The organism is Rhizobium sp. KNZ14-9A (assembly GCF_056755015.1).
The window spans coordinates 2,710,360-2,731,951 of the sequence record NZ_JBPGXB010000002.1 but is presented as its reverse complement, the minus strand read 5'-3'; the positions used below and the strand labels follow the sequence as shown (position 1 = coordinate 2,731,951).

Below are 21,592 nucleotides of genomic sequence, written 5' to 3'. Positions count from 1 at the left end.
GTTCTCCAACTAGAAAGGAGACATCCTATGTCCACTCCCCAAGCTCCTATAGGCTCCGCCTTCGGCGCCGCTTCCACGGCGGAAGAGGTGATTGCCGGCCATGATCTCACCGGCAAGGTGGCGATCGTCACCGGCGGTTATGCCGGCCTCGGCCTCGAAACTGCCCGCGTACTGGCAGCCGCCGGCGCCAAGGTCATCGTTCCCGCCCGCAATATCGAGAAGGCGAGGGCCGCAGCAGAAGTCGTTCCCGGTCTGAAGCTCGACTACATGGATCTGATGGATCCCGACACGATCGACGACTTTGCAGACCGCTTCCTGGAGAATGGCGAACCGCTGCATTTCCTCATCAACAACGCCGCCGTCATGGCCAATCCGCTGACGCGCGACAGCCGCGGTTATGAATCGCAGTTCTCCACCAATCACCTCGGCCACTTCCAGCTCGCCGTCCGCCTCTGGCCGGCGCTGGTGAAGGCGGAGGGGGCCCGTGTCGTTGCCGTCTCCTCTCGCGGCCATGTCCGCGCCGGCATCGATTTCGACGATCCGATGTTCGAGAACCGCGAATACCAGCCCTATGTCGCCTACGGCCAGTCGAAGACGGCGAATGCGCTTTTTGCCATCTCGCTGGATGCTTTGGGCGCAAGAGAGGGCGTGCGCGCCTTCTCGCTGCATCCGGGCGGCATCGTCACGACCGATCTCATCCGCCATCAGTCGCGCGAATATCTTCTGGCGAGCGGTTATGTGGATGCCGATGGCAATCCGGTCATCGATCCCGAAAACAACAAGAAGACCATCGCCCAGGGCGCCGCAACCACCATCTGGTGCGCCGTCAGCGATGAGCTGGAAGGTTTGGGCGGCGTCTATTGCGAGAACTGCGATATCGCCAAGGCTGTTCCAGCCAACTCCGAGGAGTTGCTCGGCGTGCGCCCCTGGGCGACCGATCCGGAGCTTGCTGAGCGTTTGTGGCAGATGAGCGAAAGACTGACGGGACTGACGCAGAGCTGAAGACGGAGCCCACACTTGACGTCATCCTCGGCCTTGTGCCTGGCATCTGCTGCCAGCAGATGCTGGAGACAGACCCAGAATCACGGAAGAGCAGAGGCCCTAAGACCTAAGTCTAACCCTCGATATTCTTAGCCAATTGTTAACCATGTTGTTTGAAGCTTCCCTAATGTAGCTTGGGGGAGCTCGATCATGCAGGCGTTGAAGGCAGTGGAGGAGAATGCCGCAAGTCCGGCTCACGAACCGGGTGGACCGGATCGCGACGCGCTGCGCCACATCCTCTCGCGCCTTGCCGAGGAGGCCTCCACGCTTGGTGTCGACCTCGCCGATATAGCCGGCGCTATCCAGGACATGGCGGCGATGTCCGCCCGCCATGCCGCTGCCTTCGACGACGTCACCCGCACAGCCCTTTCGATCGCCGAGACCAACCGCTCAGTCGCCGTTTCGCTGCGTGAGACGGATAGTACCGCCACACAAGCGCGCCACATGCTGAAGGAATCGGCCGACCGTCTGTCCGGTTCGGTCGAGGAAATCCGCCATATGGTTCAGTCATCGGAAGAGATCAGCACGGAAATCTCCGGCTTCTCCCGCTCACTGACCGACGTCGACAAGGTGGCGGCCGAAATCAGCACCATCGCCCGCCAGACCAATCTTCTAGCGCTCAATGCAGCGATCGAGGCCGCCCGCGCCGGCGAGGCGGGCAAGGGCTTTGCCGTCGTCGCCTCTGAGATCCGCGCTTTGTCGCTGCAGACTTCCAAGGCGACGGGCTCCATTCAGGAAACGCTGGAGCAGCTTCGCGTCAAGATCGATCGTCTCTCGACTGTCGGCGGCGGCGCGCGCAAGAGTGCTGCTGGCGTCAGCGAAAAGTCTGAGGCAATGCGCGGCGCCTTCGAAAGCATGGAGCATGTCATTACCCGCATCCTCGATTCATCCGCCGTCATGGCCAATACGACCGAGGCCGTGGACCGCGATTGCGCCGGCTTCGTCGCCAAGCTCGGCGAAATGTCCGCCGAGGTGCTGGATTCCAACGGCCGACTGCAGCAGGCGGCAAAACGCGTCGACAGCGTCGTCGGTCTGTCGGAAACGCTGATCCAGCTGACCGCGAGCGCCGGCGTGGAAACCGCCGACCGCCACTGGATCGAACAGGCGCAATCCGTCGCTGGCCATATATCGCATGCTCTGGAGCGTGCCGTTGCCGAAGGCGCAATCGGCATGGAGAGCCTGTTCAAACGCCAGTACCAGCCGATATCAGGCACCGATCCGGTGCAGATGATGGCACCCTTCACTGATCTCACCGACCGCCTGCTGCCGTCGATCCAGGAGCCGGTGGCCGGCGCTGACCAACGCATCGCCTTTTGCGCCGCCATCGATGAAAATGGTTACCTGCCGACCCATAACCGCAAATTCTCTGAGCCGCAGCGGCCGGGCGATGTCGTCTGGAATACCGCCAACTGCCGCAATCGCCGCATCTTCAACGATCGCGTTGGCCTTGCCGCCGGCAGGAGCACTGCGCCCTTCCTCGTCCAGACCTATCGGCGGGACATGGGCGGCGGCAATTTTGTCATGATGAAAGATATTTCCGCCCCGATCACCGTCCGCGGCCGGCATTGGGGCGGCCTGCGGCTGGCGGTCAAGGTATAGCGTTGCCGCCACCTGCCGCACGGTCTATACCGCGCCCATGAGATTGCGCGCCGATATCTACGTTTCCGCTCTCGTCCGCAGGGTTTTCTCCGCGGGCGATTTTGCTGCCGTGGAAAAGAAGGGCGCTGAGCAGGCCGGTGCCATCTTCATCCGCCAGCGCTTCCGTGACGGCCTCGAAACCCTCTATGCACCAGCCCCGCAGAGCTTCTTCGATGAGGAGAGCAGCGGCGACCGCCTGTTCGAAGTCAGGCTGGAGCGCGCCGAGCCGGACAAGGTGCGGGAGATGCTGGACCGCGAGCGCAAGTTCGACCCCGATCTCTGGATTGTCGAGCTCGAGACAGACAAGGTCTCGGAACTCATCCCGACGGCCGGCTGACGGCCTGCCTTGAATTTACGCCAATTCCCGCCTAGTTTACCGCCATCCGCAATACCAACAGGACGGTGCAAAATGGATTCCAACCTGATCGCAATGCCAATTCGCCTTGCCATCGGGGATTTCCATGCCTGCATCCATTACACTTTCCAATCTTTCATGGTCCACGCCTGACGGCCGGCCGCTTTTCTCCAATATCGATCTGAGCTTCAATGCTGAGCGCACTGGCCTCGTCGGTCGCAACGGCGTTGGCAAGACCACGCTTCTGAAGTTGGTCGCCGACGAACTGCAGCCGCAGACCGGCTCTGTCGCCGTATCCGGCACCATAGGCATACTGCGCCAGAGCGTGCAGGTCGGGCCGGATGAAACGGTTGCCGATCTCTTCGGTGCGGCGCAGGCGCTTGCCATTCTCCACCGCGCCGAAAGCGGCGAAGCGAGCGCTGACGAGATTGCCGTTGCCGACTGGACGCTCGAAGCCCGCATGGAAGCCGCACTGGAACGCGCCGGCCTCGCCGCCGGGCCGCTGACGCTGCTGGCAGCGCTCTCCGGCGGCCAGCGCACCCGTGCAGCATTCGCCGCCCTGATCTTCGAAGATCCGGATTTCCTCATCCTCGACGAGCCGACCAACAATCTGGACCGGGATGGGCGCGATGCGGTGATCTCGCTTCTCAGCGGCTGGCGCCACGGTGCTCTGGTCGTCAGCCATGACCGGGAACTGCTGGAGACGATGGACGCCGTTGTCGAGCTGACGACGTTGGGCGCCACCCGCTACGGCGGAAACTGGAGCGATTACCGCGCCCGCAAGGCGCTGGAACTCGCCGCTGCCGAACACGATCTGGCGGATGCCAAGAAACGTGTGGCGGAAGTCGCCCGCAGCGCGCAGGAAACGGCTGAGCGCAAGGCTCGCAAGGACAGCGCCGGCAAGAAGAAAGCGGCCAAGGGTGACATGCCGCGTATCGTTGCGGGCGGGCTGAAGCGGCAGGCGGAGAGTACCAGTGGCGAGAATGCCCGCCTCGCAGGACGGCGTCACACGCAGGCGCTCGAGGATGCCGAGGAGGCGCGCAAGCGCATCGAGATCCTGCAGCCGCTCTCCGTCAAGCTGCCCTCGACCGGCCTGCCGCCAAGCAGATCGGTGCTGAAGATCGACGCCGTCACGGCCGGTTACGAGACGGACGAACCCATCATCCGCAAACTGTCCTTCGATATCACCGGCCCCGAACGTATTGCCGTTACCGGCCCAAACGGCTCGGGCAAGACGACGTTGCTCGCGCTGATTTCAGGCGATCTGCAGCCGTGGGAAGGAACGGTTCATCAGCTGACCTCGGTCTCGATGCTCGACCAGCGCGTCAGCCTGCTCGACCCGGTGACGTCGATCCGCGACAATTTCCGACGGCTGAATCCGCAATCGGATGAGAATGCCTGCCGTGCAGCGCTCGCCCGATTCATGTTCCGGGCGGACGCGGCGCTGCAGATCGTTTCCACTTTGTCGGGCGGCCAGCTTCTGCGCGCCGGCCTTGCCTGTGTCCTCGGCGGCGCGACACCGCCGGCGCTGCTGATCCTCGATGAACCGACCAATCACCTCGACATCGATTCCATCGCCGCCGTCGAAGCGGGCCTCAGAGCCTATGACGGTGCACTGCTGATCGTTAGCCATGACGAGGTGTTCCTGGAGATGGTCGGTATCACGCGCCGGCTGGAATTGCCTGCAAGATAGTTACGTGAAGGAGATGCCGAGCAGCTTTTCGCTGAGCGACCAGAACAGCTCGGCAGCCTCTGCGTCGGTCGAGCTCAAGCGCGAAAAGCGCATTGGCCGTCTTCGACTGGCCGGGCTATCCGTCGGAAAGCGCCGTCAGCAATGCTTTCAAGCGCATAAATGGTGTCGGGCCGCAGCGGGACCGACGCGATTGTTTGACGGTTAGCGCGCCCGGTTGACGCTTTTGAGGTCGCGCACCGGCGCCTGCCGGATGAAGCGATAGGCCGGCGCGGCCTGTGGCTGTGCTGCGGGTGCCGGCTGGGCTGCCGCCGGGCTTTGCGGATTGTAGGTGTAGTTGTCGGCGCGGCGCCATGCTTCGACACGGGCATGGCACTCTTCCGGGTCCAGCGCATCGAGAACAAGGAAGGCGCGGCTGACATTGTGCTGCACTTCAGCAAGATGCGGATAGAGCTTTTCCAGCACGAAGACGGAATCGAGAAAGCCCATGCCGAGGCTCGTCAGCGTCGTGGCGAGTTGCTGGCCGGAGAGGTCGAGCATGATGCGCTCGGCAAGCCAGCGGCTGGCAGACAGCGCATCGGCAAGTGCGGTGGCGAAATGCGTGGCTTCCCGCGAGCGGGCAAAGCGCACCAGCAGCGCCTCCTGAATGTCGGACAGCGAGCGAAGGCCGAGCCGATCCTCATCGTTGCGGCCGAGATGGCCGGCAAGGCTTCGGATGCGCTCGCGCAGCGCCTCTTCATTGGCAATGCGTTCTGCTTCCTGCTGGTCCACTTCTGGTGCAGCGGGCATCGGCGAAAGCGGCATAGCCGGTTGCTCCGCCGGTGCGGCGGAGGATGGGCGCGGCTCGGCCTGGCGTAGCGCCACCAACGCATCGATGACCTTGGGCGACAGGGAATCCCGGCTGACGATCGCCTTCACGTGCGCAGCACCATGGGTGCGGGCGATGGTGATCAACGTATCGTCGCTGATTGCCTTGGAGGCAGTGAGGAAAGGAGCGGCGACTTCGATCGGCTGGTTGCCGATGAAGAGGGCTACGGCTGCCGGCATATTCTCGCATTGGGAAAGGGCGGCCACGGCCTGGCGCCTTGCCTCTTCGGAGGAGGCCTGGAAAAGCGGCATGAAGAGTTCGGCAAACTGGCGCAGTTCGGAGCGTGTCGGATGTGACAGGTTCTCGAAACTGCTGACAGTCGCCATTAACACCACGTCCTTCTTCCTGATGGCCATGGGGCCCTCTAGGTCTCGAAACCGGTCACGCACAAGAACACCCCGAAAACGCAGAACAAGCGGGAGACCGTGGGCCGACAAGCGCTGGCGGGACGCATGTCAGGCATACGGTTATGAACAAATCCTACACCGGCACGGTTAATGGATGCTGAAGATTCTATTAAAATGCAACAGAAATATACACGTTTCGCGTGTCGCGGATTAATGAGCCGGCAAAATAAAATCAAACGCCCCGGAAGCGGGGCGATTTCCAGTTTTTAAAGATGCGGATAAATAGCCGGCAAATAATCTAGAGGCTCTTGCGGCCTCTGAGTGCCGACAGCAGTTTGTCGTGGTCGTTATGGCCCGACTGGTAAAAAAGGTCGAGCGCGGTCGAAGCAGCAAACTGCGCTTCGACACTTCTGATGTCGATCTGCTTTTCCGCGCACCACGCATCCAGCGCGCTACGCAATATATCCAGATCTTCTGATGTGAATGGGGCGCTATATAAAAGGGGCATGGGTTGCTCTCCTTATGGCAGTAAGAGCACGTATAATCTCCCAAGCGGCCAACGCCTTAAACTTTTGGCCGATTGGGTGAGAATACACCCATCCACCCTTGCAACAATTAATATTTTTATGACGCATATTTGCAACACCCGCAGCGCAGCTGCCGCTTCAACGAGAAAGAGCTGTTAACTATATGAATTGTTTCTAATTTTATCCGGCGGCTTCCGGCCGGTCTTTTCTTTTCCACGACTGAAACCAAACAACCAGTCTGCGCGTTATCTCAGTGCCGAGCAGACTGCCCAAAGCAGTGGCTGAATATTAGTAATCTGTTAACGGTCGTGTGTCTCAATTCGGACAGGAACGACGCGATTTGGGAATATGGATCGTGGAAGCTCCGCAACATCACGGTATTTCGGTCAGGTGCCGTGAGAAAGGCGCGAATGCCCTCGGTCCGGTTCATCCGGCGCTTGAGGACGCGCTGGCCCGCAGCATGGCGGGCAGGGTGAAATCCATCGCAAGTTCATCCGTCTCGGGCAGTGCATGGAGACGAGAATGGCAATTGTAGTCGCATTGGCGGACCGGCTGCGAGAGGAGCCGCGCCGCACCACGGGTAAAGAGCCCCGCGAAGCAAAAATCCTCTGGTTCACCGGCGTCCGTTACGAACGGATCGTCGAAACCCCGAAGAAAAATCCGGCGCATTCTGCGCCGCGCGTCAACAACAAGTAACTCACGAAAACAACCCTAGCGGGCGTCGAGTTCATCGCAACCCGCTTCCGTCAGGAAGGCTCGCGCGGCTTCGTCGAAGCTTGCCTGCGGCGCCAGCGTGCGCAGCACTGCATATCCCTCAGGATGTGCCGTCTCTACCATGATCGTCTGCTGCAGTTCCTGCGGCAGGTTCTTGCGGAGGTCCGTCAATTGGATCGGGCTTGCCGCAACAACGTCGAGCGCGCCGCCGACGGAGGTGCGATCGTTCATGCTGAAGACCTCGTTAGAGGCGCTGTCATAGATCGCAATCGACCAGAAGGGCACATTGCCATTGGCGGTGAAATGCACCGGCGCCTCGCCCACATCGAAGGAGCAGACGGCGGTGCGTACGAAGGGATCGCCGTTGGCAAGCCCTGCCTCGTCATAGCGGCCGGTAAGCAGATAGAAATTGTTCAAATCGCCCTCCGCCTCCACGCGCGTCGCCGCATCGCGGCCGGTGAAGTGCGGCAGCGCGAGAATGATGACGAGGTGCAGAAGTGCTGCGCCGAAAAGCCCGGTGAGGAGAGCGAAGAACACCCTAAGCATTGCCGCATCCGATCTTGGTCAGCTTCGGCATCGAAAGATCGATCACGCCGGAGCTACCGGCCGTCGGCGTGTCGAACAGCGTCAGTACCAGCCGGAACGTGCCGGCCTGTGGTAGCGCCAGCCAGTTGCCGGGCTTAGCGTGTGTCGCAATGTCGATGGTGAAGCTGCTGTCGGGCTGGCGCAGCACCGTCCATGAATTCAGCGCTGCCGGCAGGCTCGGCTGCAGCGAGGCGGGGTTGCCGGCATTGTCGGCGGTAAACAGCGTCCACAGCCGCGCCGGCGGCGTCTGGCCGATGATGCGGTAATGGCAGGCAGCATTCAGCCGCTCGCCGCTATCGTCGACGCTTGCTGTAAAGGTCAGGCCCTCGGCACTGCCATAGAGCAGCTTGCCTGCGCGCGCACGATGCGACTTTGCGTAGGGGTCCGCGTCGACGGTCTGGAGTTCCGGAAAGGCCTCCCAAGCGCCGAGCTTGATCGCCCCGAATCCCTGCGTTGCATCCAGCGCATAAAGCGAAATCATGATGCCGCCGCCAAAGGCGACGATCAGCGTGATCAGGATGAAAAGGGGAAACCGAAACACCTTGCGCCCTTGAAGATCAAATCAGTTGAAAGGGGTACCACTGATTCTGGCAGGGTGGAATGCCGTGAGGCGATGTGTTCCCCAAGTCTTGGCAAACCGGATATGTCGGTTTGACTAAAACAGCCGAAGCATCACTCCGCGCTCGCGACCTTCTGCACTTCGAGCGGTGCAGCATCCTTCAGCTTCTCGCCTATGCCCTTGAGAATGTTTGTCGATTGCACCGAGAGCATGCGCGGGCGAATGAGGGTCGGCACGCCGTCCTTCGGCTTGCTGGCCTGGGCCTTGGCGACATCCTTTTCGGATGGCAGCGGGTTTTCGATACCGGGGATGGCGCGCAGCGCGACACCCTGATGGGCATAGTCCATGGCGCGCTTGAAGGTCATGGCTGGCAGCGAGCCGCCGGTCATGTTGTTGGTCGACGTATAGTCGTCGTTTCCGAACCAGACGGCGCAGGTGTAGTTGCCGGTGAAGCCCACGAACCAGGCATCGCGATAGGCCTGCGTCGTGCCCGTCTTGCCGGCGGTGACGACGCCGTTGTCGAGCGCCGCCTTTCGCGCCGTACCTACATAGGGCACCCGCGACAGCATCTGGTTCATGTAGCTGTCCGCCTGTTCGGAAAGCACCCGTTGGGCGGGCGGTTCGTCACGATCGAAATCGTAGAGAACGTCGCCATCGTAATCGAGGATCTGCGTGATGCCATGGCGGCGGGACTGGTAGCCGCCGGTCGGGAACACCGCATAGGCCGTTGCCTGATCGAGCACCGTCACCTCGGACGTGCCGATTGGGATCGTCACGTCGTCGCGGATCGGCGTTTCGACGCCCATGGCCTTGGCCATGGCGCGGATCGGCTGAATGCCGAGCTTCTCCTTGGCAAGGCGCACCGGAATCGTATTGATCGACTGAGCGACCGCGGTTTCCAGCGTGATACGCCCGGCATAACGGTTTGCGTAATTGTGCGGGCTCCAGTTGCCCCAGGAGATGGGCGCGTCGATGATCGTCGTCTTCGGCGTCATCCCGCTCTCCATGGCCACCGAATAAGTATAGACCTTGAAGGAGGAGCCTGGCTGGCGCAGCGCCTTGGTGGCGCGATTGAACTGGCTCTCGCCATAGTCGCGTCCGCCGACCATGGCGCGCACGGCACCGCCGTTTTCGATCATCACCATCGCGCCCTGTTTGGCGTGATAGGCCTCGCCATATTCGCGCAGCGACGTCTCGACGGAATCGTCCGCCGCCTGCTGGATGCCCATGTCGATCGTGGTGCGCACGATCAGCGAGCGCTGATGGAAGCGCGGCGACAGGCGCTGCACCTCGTCGAAGGCCCAATCGAGGAAGAAGTCCGGCGATTCCACCTCGTTGCGGTCGACGACGGTTGCGGGATTACGTCGCGCGGCGATCACCTGTCCCTCGGTCATCAGCCCGCTCTGGACGAGGTTGGTCAGCACCTCGTTGGCGCGGCCGCGCGCCGCCGGCAGGTTCACATGCGGGGCATATTTGGCCGGTGCCTTGAAGAGGCCGGCGAGCATGGCGGATTCGGCCAGATTTACGTCGGTGATGTTCTTGCCGAAATAGAATTGCGCCGCAGCCGCCGCACCAAATGTGCCGCCGCCCATATAGGCGCGGTCGAGATAGGTGGCGAGGATCTCTTTCTTGGAAAGGTTGGCTTCCAGCCAGAACGCCAGGAAGGCCTCGGTAATCTTGCGGTCGATCGAGCGCTCGTTGGAGAGGAACAGGTTCTTGGCGAGCTGCTGCGTCAGCGTCGAACCGCCCTGCACGACTTCGCCGGCCTGGGCATTGGTGACCATGGCGCGGAAGAGGCCGACGACGTCGATGCCGAAATGGTCGAAGAAGCGGCGGTCTTCGGTCGCGATGACGGATTTGATCAGCGAATCGGGCAGCTCGTCGATTGGCACGGAATTCTGATGGATCACGCCGCGATGACCGATGACATTGCCGTAGCGGTCGAGGAAGGTGACGGCGAAATCGCCGCGGTTGCGCCAGTCTTCCTTGGTGGATTCGAAGGCCGGCTGGGCAAGCGCCAGCATCAGCACCATGCCGACGGCGCCGAGCGTCAGCCCTTCGCCGGCGAGTTCGAACACCGCGCGTTTCCAGCCGCGAACGCGGAAGCGGCGGAAGAAGATGGTCGTGTCTTCCCAGATTTCGGCGGCGCGGAAGCCGGCGTTCCAGACGGTCGAGTCGATCCATGAATCGATACGCAGCAACAGGTGTCGGTTTTTCGACTGCTGCTTCTGAGGCTTCTTGCCTTGCCCGTTTTCGGGCTCGTCTGGCCCATTATCTGGGTTGTCCGGATCCTGCACGTCCTATATTCCCGCCTGAGCACGCTCGGCGGCCGTGAAATCCGGACGCAGGAGCGGGGCCTGAAAGGGGCCGCAACTCTCCGGATAGCCGGAGCATGTTGAATGATTGGTTGATTTTGCGCACAAGAACAAGAGAGTTGAACGGTCGTCACGCGAATTTGCGGGCGGCTGTTGCAAGAAACGAACGATGAACGATCTGCCCTTCTGGAAGCGCAAGACGCTTGCCGAAATGAATGCCGAGGAGTGGGAAAGCCTCTGCGACGGCTGTGGCCTCTGTTGCCTCAACAAGATCGAGGAATGGGATAGCGGCGACGTCTATTTCACCTCGGTCCGCTGCAAGCTGCTCGATAGCGAGAGCTGTCAATGTTCCAGCTATCCGAACCGTTGGGATTTCGTGCCTGACTGCGTTCAACTCACCAAGGAGAACGTCTCCGAGATCGCATGGCTGCCGCCGACCTGCGGCTATCGCCTCGTCAATGAGGGCCGTGATCTCTACTGGTGGCACCCGCTGGTATCAGGGGATCCGGAAACCGTCCACGCTGCCGGCATCTCGGCCCGCGGCCGCACCATCAGCGAAAACGACGTCGATGTCGATGATTTCGAGGATTATGTCGTCGACTGGCCGCTGACGGTCGGGGAGGACGCCGAAAAAAACCGGGAAGCCGAAGAAAAGGCCGGCTGACCGCTACGGCCAGGTGCCATGGGGGATCTGGAACAGATGCCGGATGCGCGTCGTCAGCGTCGTCGGATGGCTGCCTTCAGCCGATACGCCGGCGCTGAAGTGATGTTTCTCGGATTCGATCCGGCGCGACAGCAGCAGTCCCAGCTCTTCGGCAAGCGCCGGCCGTTCCTGCATGATCGCGGCGAGATGGTCCTTGGCGATTTCATAGACGATGACGGATGTGAGCGCGCGGATATTGGCCGGCTCGAGCGCACCCATCAGCACGCCGCGTTCCCCGAATAGATCGCCGGGTGCAATTCTGGCGAGCTCGATGATCTCGTTGCCCTCGATCCGCTCCACGACGGCAACGCCGCGCCGCACGATCATCAGGGAGGTCAGCGAGGTGTCCTGCGTCGCGATCAGCGCATCCTTGCGGAAATTCAGCCGTTTCATGTCGGCCGCGAGCGACTCCTTTTCGTCTTCCGTCAGTGTTGAGAAGAGCGGGATGGCGTTCAGCAGCCGCCAGGCCGAATTCGGGTGCTTTCCGGCCGCTTCCAGCGGATCGGCAACCGGGGGAAGCGTCGACCCGGCAGGTGGCGCAAGCTGCAGGCCTGACGCCTTGGTGTGACGATAGACGAGATCGTAGACTTCGTTCCGGGCAGCCGTCGCTTCGCCCAGTCCGGAGACACGGAAAGAGAGCTCAAACTCGATGGCATTGCTGTCGAGCCCCGTGACGCTGACAACAGGGGTAGGGGATTTCAGGATGGCGTTGCTGCTTAAAAGTACCGTGCGCATCGTCTCTTCGATGGTCGCCGGTGGGATCGAGGGAACAACCCGGATCTTCAGCGAGACGCCATGGGCTTCTTCAGGGCTCGTCAGGTTCGTCAGCCGCGCCTTGGCGAGCGCGCTGTTGGGAACGATGACGAGGTCGTTGGTGCCGTTCAGAAGATGGGTTGAACGCCAGTTCGTCTCCACCACGCGGCCCTGCACGCCATCGTCGAGGACGATCCAGTCGCCGACGCTATAGTGCCGGCCGAGATTGAGCGCGATGCCCGAGAATACGTCATTCAGTGTGCTCTGCAGCGCAAGACCGAGCACGATGGCGAAGACACCCGATGTAGCAATCAGCGTGCCGATCGGCGCGCCGAAGACGTAAGCCACGACCGAAAGCCCGGCGCCGAGATAGATGATGGCGACGACGAGATCCTGCAGCAGGCGCCCCTCGCGTGGTTTGCGCTCGAAAATCAGGAAGAGCCGCACCGAGCTCGCCAGCACCATTGCGCCGCCTATCCACCAGACGGCCTTGGCGACCCCGACGAAGATGCGCCGGAAGAGATCGTCGGCCTTGCCCATATCGGACGTATAGGGGGCAATCTCGTGCTTCACGAGCAGCAAGGTCAGCAGCGCGAAGAAGATGAAGTTGGCGATCAACCGGAAGGCAGGTTCCCGTCCGAAAATGAACCGCGCCGCGGCACTGGCCAGAACGAGAACAATAAACTGATACAGCGGATCTTCCAGCATCTGCCATGACATGCAGTACATCCTGATTGGGCGTTGGACCCTATATCACGGAAGAAGAAGTCCTGTCCTCTGACACGAATGGATAGGGTGTCGTGACCGTTGACAATGCCGGCCGGGATTTTTGCCCGACCGGCCATTTGGGCTATTTCGCCGCGTAAGCTTCCAGCGCCTGGACGAGCTTCAGCCCCGCTTCGGCGCGGACCGTGTTCGGATAGTTCCGGTTCGCCAGCACCGTCAGGCCGATATGCACCTTCGGCACCAGCACGACATAGGCGCCGAAGCCGTTCGTCGACCCGGTCTTGTTCATCAGCACCGCGCTTTGCGGCGCAAGCGGCTTCGCCCGCTGTTTTACCGGCTGGCTTTCCAGGCTCATCTTGGCCGAGTTGCCGTCGAGGAGCTTCTTGAGCGCCACGGGCCAGGCATATTGCTCGCAGACCATGTCCTGCGTGTAATAGGCCGTATCGAAATAGCCCGTATGCGTCTTCTCGATCGCGGCCTTGAATTCGGGTGCCAGAGCATCCGAATTCAAATTGAGCTCCAACAGATGCACCATGTCGCGGGTCGTGGTCTTGATACCGTAGGCCTCGTCGTCGAGGACGCCGGGTCCGACGCGGACCGGCTTGTTGGCCTTGGAATAACCGAAGGCGTAGCGATCCATGGCATCAGGCGGAACCGCGATGAAGGTGCTCTTGAGACCGAGGGCGGGAAACAGCTCGCCTTCGTCCGCCTGCCTGTAAGTGCCGCCAAAACGCTCACCGGAGATCTGCCCGAGAAGGCCGATGCTGACATTGGAATAGGAGCGCATGGTGCCCGCCTTGTAGGCCGGTTTCCAGTTCTTGAGATAGGTCATCAGCTCGGCATCGTCAGTCACGCTGTCTGGCACCTGCGGCGGCAGGCCGCCCGACGTATGGGTGGCGAGATTGACGAGGGTGATCTTGTCGAAGGCGCTGCCCTTGAGCTCCGGCAGGTAGGTCGAAACCGGCTGCTCCATCGACAACAGGCCGCGCTGTTCGGCAAGTGCGGCAAGCGTGACATTAAAAATTTTGCTGACGGAGCCGAGCTCGAAGATCGTGTCGCTGGTGACGGGCGCTTTCGTCTCGCGCGAGGCTTCACCATAGGTGTAATAGAATTCCGAGCCGTTGATCGTCACGCCGACGGCCAGTCCCGGGATGTCGTATTCCCTAATCACGGGCTGAAAAACGCGATCAGCTATCTCCTGGAACGCTTTATCCGTCATGGCTGCTGCATGGAGCGGGCTCGCCGACAAGGCGAGGGCGATGAGGCAATGTCTCATATTCACTAGCGGTTCCTCTCTGTGCATCCGGCAATATGGCCGATACACGGTCGATAGCGTGGCCCTTTGTCCCTCCACAAACGATAAGAACTCGCAGGAGACCCTAGTTTAATTTGGGCTCGAGGGCGGCAAGAAAGAGCTGCAGTTCCCGCTCGACGTAATCGGCCACAGCTCCCTCGGACGAGAAGCCCCACCAGAGAAGCGATCCCTGCCATTGCGAGAGCATCAGCCGGGCAATGGTCTGCGCTTGCCCCTGTCCCCCGAAACGCTCGGCAATCGCTGCCGTCAGGGCAGCACCCCAGGCCGCGCCACGAGCGCGGAGAACCGGATCGCGGAAATCCTCGCGCAGCAGAAGCAGGCCTTCCGCATAGGAAGCGGGATTATCGCCATAGTCCTTGGAAAGACCGGTCAGCAGCGCGATCGCCCCATCCGCGGTCTTCGGCAGCGTATCGGCGAGCCGCGCCGTTTCCGCGTCCAGCCGGTCCCAGGCGTGGAGCAGGGCGGCGCGCAGCATACCGGCTTTGGTGGCGAAACGCTGCACCAGCGTGGAGCCGGAAAGGCCGCTTGCCTTCGCGACCGCCGCAAAGGTTGCCGCATCCGGCCCCTCGGACTGGATCACATCGAGAACCATCGAAAGCAGCTGTTCATCGGAAAGCGTGCGCGGACGCGGCATGAAATTTCCTCTTGCGTTCGCCATATTTATGAACGAACGTTCGTTTATATACAAGTAGGCCGACTAGGCCGATTAATTGTTTCTAGCGGGGAGGACAGTGAAGTGACAGCGAACTTAAAGGGAAAGGTGGCGCTTGTTGCCGGCGGAACGCGCGGCGCCGGCCGCGGCATTGCGGTGGAATTGGGCGCGGCAGGCGCGACCGTCTATGTGACCGGCCGCACGACGCGCATGCAGCAATCCGAATATGGCCGGCCAGAGACCATCGAGGAAACCGCCGAACTCGTGAGCGCGGCGGGTGGGCGGGGCATCGCCGTGCAGGTGGATCATCTGGTGCCGGAGCAAGTCGAAGCGCTGGTTGCCCGCATCCGCGCGCAGGAGGGCAGGCTCGATATCCTCATCAACGATATCTGGGGCGGCGAGCATCTGACGGAGTGGAACAAGCCGGTCTGGGAGCATTCCCTCGACAAGGGCCTGCGCATGCTGCGGCTTGCCATCGACACCCATTTCATCACCGCCCATTACGCGCTGGCACTGATGATCGAGCAGCCGTGCGGATTGCTGGTGGAGATGACGGATGGCACGGCGGATTATAATGCCACGCATTACAGGCTCTGCCCCTATTACGATCTGGTGAAAACGGGCACGAACCGTATGGCCTGGGCGCATGCCAAAGATCTGGCAGCGCATGGTGCCACTGCCGTCTCGCTCTCACCCGGCTGGATGCGCTCGGAAATGATGCTGGAAATCTATGGGGTTAAGGAAGAAAATTGGCGCGACGGCACAAAAGTCCAGCCGCATTTCGTCATCTCGGAAACGCCGCGTTTCACCGGCCGGGGAGTGGCTGCACTGGCCGCCGATCCCGACCGCAAGAGATGGAACGGTCAGTCGCTCTCAAGCTTCCAGCTGGCCGATGCCTACGGTTTCACCGATCTCGACGGCACGCGGCCGGACTGCTGGCGTTACCTCGCCGAAGTGCAGGAACCTGGTAAGCCGGCGGATGACACTGGATATCGCTGATCAGACGCTGCCGCCCGAGGGATCGATCCCCATGCGAATCTGCTAGTCTCTCGACGAAGAGGGAGTTCGCATGGCTTTGCGTATCATTTCATTGAATGCCTGGGGCGGCAGCATCCACGCGCCACTGATCGACTATCTGGCAAATGTGGATGCCGACGTCTTCTGCCTGCAGGAGGTAGTCCGGTCCGCAGCCGATACGCCGGGATGGCTGGAATATCGTGATGGCGGCGTTGTGCTGCCGCAGCGTGCCCATCTCTATGACGAGATTGCCGCCGTCCTCCCTGACCATGACGGCTTCTTCTGTCCATTCGCGCGGGGGCATCTCTTTCACGGCGAGGCGGTCTTCCCGACCGAATTCGGCATTGCCACCTTCGTGCGTAAGTCGCATGCGGTAATCGCCCAGGCGGTGGACTTCATCCATGGCGGTTTCTCGTCCAATGGCTGGGGTGAGCATCCGCGTTCGCGCAATGCCCATTGCATTCGCCTGTTCGATTATGCCGGCGGCTTTTCCGTCACCATCGCCCAGCTCCACGGCCTGCGTGATCCCGCCGGCAAGGGCGATATTCCGGCTCGGCATGCGCAGGCGGATGCGCTCGTCGAGCTGATCGAACGTGTCTGGCCGGGTGATGAACGCCTGGTCGTCTGCGGCGATTTCAACGTGCTGCCTGACAGCGTAACCTTCGAAAAGCTTGGCCGCCTCGGCCTCAACGATCTCGTCACCGGCAGGGGTTTTACCGATACCCGCACCTCGCTCTATCCGAAGGATGGACGCTTTGCCGACTATATGCTGGTGACGCCGGAAGTGGTGGTGAAGCGCTTCGAGGTGGTGGAGGCTCCCGAAGTTTCCGATCACCGGGCTCTGTTGATTGATCTTACTTAGCGCAGCTTAAAGTGCCGCTCCAGGTCGGCAATCTGCTCACTATTGAGCTGTCGCACCTTCATGCCGCGCGTAATGATCGAAAGCTTTGCCGCCTCTTCCAGCTCTTCGATCGCGAAGACGGCGGAATCGAGCGTGGCAGCCGACACGATCGGCCCGTGGTTTTCCAGCAGCACGGCGCTGTGCTCGCCGGCGATTTCAGCAATCAGTGGCTTTACGTCAACCGAGCCCGGCCGTGTATAGGACACGACAGGCACTTTGCCGACGCGCATTACCACATAGGGCGTCAATGGCGGAATGGCATCATTGGGATCGGTATCGGCAAGGCAGGAAAGGGCAGTCGCATAGGTGGAATGCAGATGTACCACCGCGCCCGTCTGCGGCCGCTTCTCATAGAAGGAGAAATGCAGCGGCAGTTCCTTTGTCGGCGCATCGCCCGAGAGGGACTTGCCGTCTTTGTCGAGTTTCGACAGCCGCTCAGGATCGAGGAAGCCCAGGCAGGAGTTGGTCGGCGTTGCGAGATAGCCGTCCGTGGTCTTTACCGAAATATTGCCCGAGGAGCCGGCCGTAAGCCCGCGCTCGAAAAGCGATTTTCCCCAGCGGACGATGGCTTCGCGCAGTGCTGCCTCATTCATGGCCTGCAATCCTGTCCAGAGCCTTGACGAAGAAATCCGGCGAGCCGAAATTGCCGCTCTTCAGCGCGAGTCCGATCGGCCGCGCCGGCCGGCCGCGCTCGGACACCAGAACCGGCACACCGGGATCGATCTCCGCACCGATGGTCATATGCTTGAGGCCGAGTGCCTCAACGACGGCACCGGAGGTTTCTCCGCCGCCGACAACGATCAGCTGCGTGCCGGAATCGGCAAGCCGCTTGGCAAGGCCGCCGAAGAAATCCTCAAGAATCTTTGCCGATTCCTCGCGGCCGAAGCGCTGCTGCACGAAGCTCACGACATCGGGCGAGGTGGTGGAGTAAACGATCGGATTGTCGGCCGCGTTGGAGGCGACCCAGCTGGCGGCGCGCTCCACCGACATGGTGCCGCGCACGATGGCTGCCGGATCGATCGAAAGGCCCGGATGGTTCTCCAGATGACAGGCGACCTGGTTCTGGGAGGCGAGCGAGCAGGAGCCGCAGAGGACGACGCCGAGGCCAGTAACGACAGGCACTTCGGCGGGAACATCGGAGAGTTTGCCACGCTTGGCGAAATTGCGCACCAGCCCCTGCGCCAGCCCCGATCCGCCGGTTACCAGCGCATGGTCGGCGACGGCTTCACCGATGGTTATCAGATCGGCATCCTCGATGGCATCGACGACGACGAGGCGGTTGCCATCGGTCAGTTCGTCGCGCAGACGGCTGCGGATGGCGCCCGAACCTTCGCGCACTGTATCGAGCGTGATGCCGCCGACACCGCCGCGCGTCTGGTACCGCAGCCAGCGGCGGATGTCGGGATCGGTCATCGGCGTCAGCGGATGGTTCTCCATGCCGGATTCGCTGAGCAGCTTGTCCTTGACGAAGAGGTGGCCCATGAAGACCCGCCTTCCGGTCGCCGGAAAGGCCGGGCAGAAGACGGTGACATCGGCGCCCGTCAGCCGCTGCAGGGCCTCGGCCACCGGGCCGATATTGCCTTCACGTGTGGAATCGAAGGTCGAGCAATATTTGAAGAAGATCTGCTCGCAGCCCTGATCCAGCAGCCAGCGCGCCGCATCCATGGATTGCAACACCGCATCTTCGACCGAGATCGAGCGCGTCTTCAGCGCCACCACACCGGCTTCGCAATTCACTTTGCCGCGGCCGGGGCCGACGAACTGCATCGTCGACATGCCGCCGCGGGCAAGGGTGTTGGCTAGATCGCTGGCGCCGGTGAAATCGTCGGCAATGGCTCCAAGCAGCATGTCAGGCAGGCTCCGGCAGTCTGTTGTTCAATTCGTCCTCGATATGGACGCAGATAATGTCGTCAAAGGATGTCTCGGCTGTGAAGCCGAGCGAAAGGGTGGGGCTGGCATCCAAACTCTGCGCCGATCACAAGGATTTTCATCTGAAGCGGTCCTTCCGACGGATGATGTGAACGCAAACCAAAACGCGCCGCCGCCTGAGTCGGCAGGCACGGTGCGTTTCTAGTTAAGACCAGCCGGGCAAGGCTGTCACGCAATTTCGGGCGGAGGGTCCGGTTTGATTGTGGGTTGGAATTGGCAGTCGGCCTTGCTCCGAGACCGGTTTCGCGGCAACAAGCATGGCATGAGCATCCCGACAGAATACCCTTTCGACTTCGACCCCACCTACGGCATGAAGCTTGCCGACCTGCAGGCAATCCGCCCGCCGGAAGCGCCTGAGGGATTCGATGCCTTTTGGCAGAAGCGTTATGCCAGGGCGCTGGCGGTGAAGCCTGAGCCGCGCTTGAGCCCAAGTAAGGATACCCATCCGGACTGGCAGGTGCGCGATATTGTCTACACGTCCACGGATGACGTCCGCATCGGCGGCTGGCTGCTCACGCCCCGCAAGGGCGAGGTCAAGCGCGGCCTCGTCGTTGGCCACGGTTATGGAGGCAGGGACCAGCCTGAATTCGATATTCCGGTCGAGGACACCGCCATCCTCTTTCCCTGTTTCCGCGGCATGTCGCGCAGCGCCCATCCGCCGATTTCGCCTGACGCGCCCTGGCATGTGCTCCACGACATCGATGATCCCGATCATTACGTGATCGGCGGCTGCGTTGAGGATCTCTGGGTTGCAGTGTCGGCGCTGCTATCGCTCTATCCCGCGCTTGATGGCCATATCGGCTATAGCGGCATCAGCTTCGGCGGCGGCATCGGCGCGCTCGGCATTCCCTTCGATAAACGTATTGCCCGCGGCCATCTGACGGTACCGACCTTTGGTAACCGCAAGCTGTGGCTAACATTGCCGACGGTCGGCAGCGCCCATTCGGTGCAGGATTATGCAAAGACGCACGCGGGTGTTTTCGAAAAATTGCGGCTCTTCGATGCCGCAACGGCAGCGACCCGCATCACCGTGCCGATGCTGGCCGCCGTCGCCCTCTTCGATCCGGCGGTTGCACCCCCCTGTCAGTTCACGGTGGCCAACGCTTTGCCGAAATCAAAATTTAATGAAATCTTCATCCTGGATGCCGGGCATTTCGACTATGCTGATAGTGCAGTGCAGCAAACTGTGCTGCGCGAGCGAGTCGGGCGGTTTTTCAGGGGTCTATGAACCGAGAATATCTGCGCTGGTACAGCGATCGGCTCCATCGTGACATGGAGCTTCTGGTGTTCGGGCATACCGGCGCCAAAGTACTGATGTTCCCAACGCGGGAAGGGCGCTTTTGGGAATATGAACATCTCGGAATCGTTGCCAGCCTCGCCGATAAGCTCGAGGCCGGTCATCTGCAGCTGTTCTGCATCGAGGGCCTCGCGGGCGAAACCTTCTACGACTTCGGCCGCCATCCGGCCGATCGTATCCGTCGCCATATCGCTTTCGAGGAATATGTGCTGAACGAGGTTCTGCCGCTGATGGAGAGCCGCAACGGCCACGAATGCACCATCGTCCACGGCTGCAGCCTCGGCGCCTTCCAGGCCGCCAGCCTCGTCTTCCGCCACCCGCATCTCTTCCGCAAGCTGGTGGCCTTTTCCGGCCGCTACGACCTGACGATGAAGATCGAATCCTTCTCGGATCTCTTCGACGGTTATTACGACGACACGGTCTATTTCCACATGCCGACACATTTCCTGCCGGGCCTTGCCTGCGATTGGCGGCTGGAAAAGCTGCGGCAGGTGGATATCGTGCTGACGATCGGCAACGAGGATCCGTTCCTCGATAACAATCGCTATCTCAGCCGCCTTCTCGCTGACATGGGTGTCGGCCATCGGCTGCATTTCTGGGATGGCAGGGCGCACCGCGCCGGTGCCTGGCGCCGGATGGCGCCCCTTTATATCTGATTCACTGCATCAGCGGCTTCTTGAGGAAGCTGTTGCGGTCGGCGGATTTGATCCGCAGCCAGGCCTCGCGGCCGTTCCGCAGCACACGCATCGGGATTTCAGCGCCTGCCGGGCCACTCTTCCAGACCTTACGGTAGAAATCGGCAAGCCCGTCCACTTCGCCGTCGCGGATTTCCGAGATCACGTCGCCCTGCTGCAGGCCGGCCTGCGCGGCCGGGCTGCCCTTGGCAACGCTCATGACGACAACTTCCCCGTTGCTTTCAGCCGAAAAGGCGCCGAGCCAGGGGCGCGGCGGCCTGTCGATCTGGCCGCGGTTAAGCAGGTCGTCAAGGATCGGCGGAAGGAGGTTGATCGGCACGGCCATGTTGATATCGGCGACCTCTTCGTCCTGAACCATCTGCAGGCGCAGCGAACCGATGCCAAGCAGCTTGCCGTCGTCGCTGATCAGCGCCGCACCGCCCCAGGAGGGATGCGCGGGTGCGATGAAGATCGCCTCGTCGAGCAGATATTCCCAGTAGCCCGCAAATTCCTGCTTGGCGACGATATTGGCCTGCACGAATTCGCCGAGACCATCGGCAAAGATCACAGCATCGCCGACCGTCGTCTTGACCTTGTCGCCGATGTCGATGGCCGGCAGGTCGAGAGGCGCCAGCGACTGGATGAGGCCGAAGCCGGTTTCCTGGTCATAGGCGAGCGCATGGCCAGGTATGACCTTGCCGTCATGGCGCGTCAGCCAGATTTCGTCTGCTTCGGTGATCAGGTAGCCGATGGTGAGCACCAGCCCGTTTTCCCTGATGACGACGCCGCTTCCTTCCCGGCGGGTGCCCAGCGTATTCGCGGTGAAGGCATCTTCGGGGATGGAGGCGCGAACGGCCACAACTGACCGCAGGATCCTGTCGATATTCATGGTTTCATCCTCGTAAGGCGGGCACAAAGGCTCGGAATGCAGCGAGGGCCGGCAAGGGCCGGACGCATACCATTCCTTCTATAGGTATGAAACGACA

21 protein-coding genes are annotated in these 21,592 nt (G+C 61.4%); 10 read left to right on the top strand and 11 right to left on the bottom strand.

The window, feature by feature from the left end; translation table 11 throughout:
* The first annotated feature begins 27 nt into the window (after window positions 1–27).
* From ACR9ZQ_RS20315 to ACR9ZQ_RS20300, 4 genes are all read left to right on the top strand, one after another.
* Window positions 28–1,002 (top strand): oxidoreductase, encoded by a 975-nt coding sequence (locus tag ACR9ZQ_RS20315; RefSeq protein WP_310377910.1) that lies wholly within the window; start codon window positions 28–30, stop codon window positions 1,000–1,002.
* Window positions 1,003–1,191: 189 nt separating this feature from the next.
* Complete coding sequence (locus tag ACR9ZQ_RS20310; protein ID WP_481428661.1) at window positions 1,192–2,640, top strand: methyl-accepting chemotaxis protein; 1,449 nt, start codon at window positions 1,192–1,194, stop codon at window positions 2,638–2,640.
* A gap of 37 nt (window positions 2,641–2,677) precedes the next feature.
* Window positions 2,678–3,016 carry a DUF1491 family protein gene (locus tag ACR9ZQ_RS20305; protein WP_481428660.1) on the top strand — a complete coding sequence of 113 codons (339 nt, stop codon included), beginning with the start codon at window positions 2,678–2,680 and terminating at the stop codon, window positions 3,014–3,016.
* Between the two features lie 124 nt (window positions 3,017–3,140).
* Entirely contained in the window at window positions 3,141–4,727 is a 1,587-nt protein-coding gene (locus tag ACR9ZQ_RS20300; RefSeq protein ID WP_481428659.1) for an ABC-F family ATP-binding cassette domain-containing protein, read from the top strand.
* Between the two features lie 201 nt (window positions 4,728–4,928).
* On the opposite strand, the gene ACR9ZQ_RS20295 is transcribed toward ACR9ZQ_RS20300, so the two are convergent.
* Window positions 4,929–5,981 carry a DUF2336 domain-containing protein gene (locus ACR9ZQ_RS20295; RefSeq protein WP_481428658.1) on the bottom strand — a complete coding sequence of 351 codons (1,053 nt, stop codon included), beginning with the start codon at window positions 5,979–5,981 and terminating at the stop codon, window positions 4,929–4,931.
* Between the two features lie 256 nt (window positions 5,982–6,237).
* Complete coding sequence (locus ACR9ZQ_RS20290; protein WP_481428657.1) at window positions 6,238–6,447, bottom strand: hypothetical protein; 210 nt, start codon at window positions 6,445–6,447, stop codon at window positions 6,238–6,240.
* A gap of 541 nt (window positions 6,448–6,988) precedes the next feature.
* On the opposite strand from ACR9ZQ_RS20290, the gene ACR9ZQ_RS20285 reads away from it, so the two are divergent.
* The gene (locus tag ACR9ZQ_RS20285) at window positions 6,989–7,162 is read left to right on the top strand and encodes a hypothetical protein (RefSeq protein ID WP_310377900.1); all 174 of its coding nucleotides are present in this window, start codon (window positions 6,989–6,991) and stop codon (window positions 7,160–7,162) included.
* 15 nt (window positions 7,163–7,177) lie between these two features.
* Here ACR9ZQ_RS20285 and ACR9ZQ_RS20280 read toward each other — a convergent pair whose 3' ends face one another.
* From ACR9ZQ_RS20280 to ACR9ZQ_RS20270, 3 genes are all read right to left on the bottom strand, one after another.
* Complete coding sequence (locus tag ACR9ZQ_RS20280) at window positions 7,178–7,726, bottom strand: DUF1254 domain-containing protein (protein WP_310377898.1); 549 nt, start codon at window positions 7,724–7,726, stop codon at window positions 7,178–7,180.
* Window positions 7,719–8,306, bottom strand: a complete 588-nt coding sequence (locus ACR9ZQ_RS20275; RefSeq protein ID WP_310377895.1) for a DUF1214 domain-containing protein — start codon at window positions 8,304–8,306, stop codon at window positions 7,719–7,721. Before ACR9ZQ_RS20275 ends, ACR9ZQ_RS20280 begins: the two co-directional genes overlap by 8 nt.
* Window positions 8,307–8,437: 131 nt before the next feature.
* On the bottom strand, window positions 8,438–10,621 hold the full coding sequence (locus ACR9ZQ_RS20270) for a transglycosylase domain-containing protein (protein WP_481428656.1): 2,184 nt from the start codon (window positions 10,619–10,621) through the stop codon (window positions 8,438–8,440).
* A gap of 187 nt (window positions 10,622–10,808) precedes the next feature.
* Here ACR9ZQ_RS20270 and ACR9ZQ_RS20265 point away from each other — a divergent pair, with 187 nt between their 5' ends.
* Entirely contained in the window at window positions 10,809–11,303 is a 495-nt protein-coding gene (locus ACR9ZQ_RS20265; RefSeq protein ID WP_310377891.1) for a YcgN family cysteine cluster protein, read from the top strand.
* Window positions 11,304–11,306: 3 nt separating this feature from the next.
* On the opposite strand, the gene ACR9ZQ_RS20260 is transcribed toward ACR9ZQ_RS20265, so the two are convergent.
* From ACR9ZQ_RS20260 to ACR9ZQ_RS20250, 3 genes are all read right to left on the bottom strand, one after another.
* Window positions 11,307–12,815 carry a mechanosensitive ion channel family protein gene (locus ACR9ZQ_RS20260; RefSeq protein ID WP_113322585.1) on the bottom strand — a complete coding sequence of 503 codons (1,509 nt, stop codon included), beginning with the start codon at window positions 12,813–12,815 and terminating at the stop codon, window positions 11,307–11,309.
* Between the two features lie 130 nt (window positions 12,816–12,945).
* On the bottom strand, window positions 12,946–14,097 hold the full coding sequence (ampC, locus tag ACR9ZQ_RS20255) for a class C beta-lactamase (RefSeq protein ID WP_481429343.1): 1,152 nt from the start codon (window positions 14,095–14,097) through the stop codon (window positions 12,946–12,948).
* A gap of 103 nt (window positions 14,098–14,200) precedes the next feature.
* Window positions 14,201–14,770, bottom strand: coding sequence for a TetR family transcriptional regulator (locus ACR9ZQ_RS20250; RefSeq protein ID WP_481428655.1), 570 nt, complete (start codon window positions 14,768–14,770; stop codon window positions 14,201–14,203).
* A gap of 102 nt (window positions 14,771–14,872) precedes the next feature.
* On the opposite strand from ACR9ZQ_RS20250, the gene ACR9ZQ_RS20245 reads away from it, so the two are divergent.
* Together ACR9ZQ_RS20245 and ACR9ZQ_RS20240 are read left to right on the top strand one after the other, a co-directional pair.
* Complete coding sequence (locus ACR9ZQ_RS20245; RefSeq protein WP_481428654.1) at window positions 14,873–15,787, top strand: SDR family oxidoreductase; 915 nt, start codon at window positions 14,873–14,875, stop codon at window positions 15,785–15,787.
* A gap of 70 nt (window positions 15,788–15,857) precedes the next feature.
* On the top strand, window positions 15,858–16,667 hold the full coding sequence (locus ACR9ZQ_RS20240; protein WP_439014404.1) for an endonuclease/exonuclease/phosphatase family protein: 810 nt from the start codon (window positions 15,858–15,860) through the stop codon (window positions 16,665–16,667).
* On the opposite strand, the gene otnC is transcribed toward ACR9ZQ_RS20240, so the two are convergent.
* Window positions 16,664–17,299: a 3-oxo-tetronate 4-phosphate decarboxylase gene (gene otnC, locus ACR9ZQ_RS20235; RefSeq protein WP_481428653.1), complete on the bottom strand. Its 636-nt coding sequence runs from the start codon at window positions 17,297–17,299 to the stop codon at window positions 16,664–16,666. The genes ACR9ZQ_RS20240 and otnC overlap by 4 nt on opposite strands.
* Window positions 17,292–18,554, bottom strand: coding sequence for a 3-oxo-tetronate kinase (otnK, locus tag ACR9ZQ_RS20230; RefSeq protein ID WP_481428652.1), 1,263 nt, complete (start codon window positions 18,552–18,554; stop codon window positions 17,292–17,294). The genes otnC and otnK overlap by 8 nt, the downstream gene beginning before the upstream one ends.
* A 343-nt stretch (window positions 18,555–18,897) precedes the next feature.
* Between otnK and ACR9ZQ_RS20225 the strand changes: the two genes are divergently transcribed.
* The gene (locus ACR9ZQ_RS20225; protein ID WP_481428651.1) at window positions 18,898–19,863 is read left to right on the top strand and encodes an acetylxylan esterase; all 966 of its coding nucleotides are present in this window, start codon (window positions 18,898–18,900) and stop codon (window positions 19,861–19,863) included.
* On the top strand, window positions 19,860–20,588 hold the full coding sequence (locus tag ACR9ZQ_RS20220; protein WP_481428650.1) for an esterase family protein: 729 nt from the start codon (window positions 19,860–19,862) through the stop codon (window positions 20,586–20,588). The genes ACR9ZQ_RS20225 and ACR9ZQ_RS20220 overlap by 4 nt, the downstream gene beginning before the upstream one ends.
* A gap of 1 nt (window position 20,589) precedes the next feature.
* On the opposite strand, the gene ACR9ZQ_RS20215 is transcribed toward ACR9ZQ_RS20220, so the two are convergent.
* Window positions 20,590–21,495: a S1C family serine protease gene (locus tag ACR9ZQ_RS20215; RefSeq protein ID WP_481428649.1), complete on the bottom strand. Its 906-nt coding sequence runs from the start codon at window positions 21,493–21,495 to the stop codon at window positions 20,590–20,592.
* Window positions 21,496–21,592 lie beyond the last annotated feature (97 nt).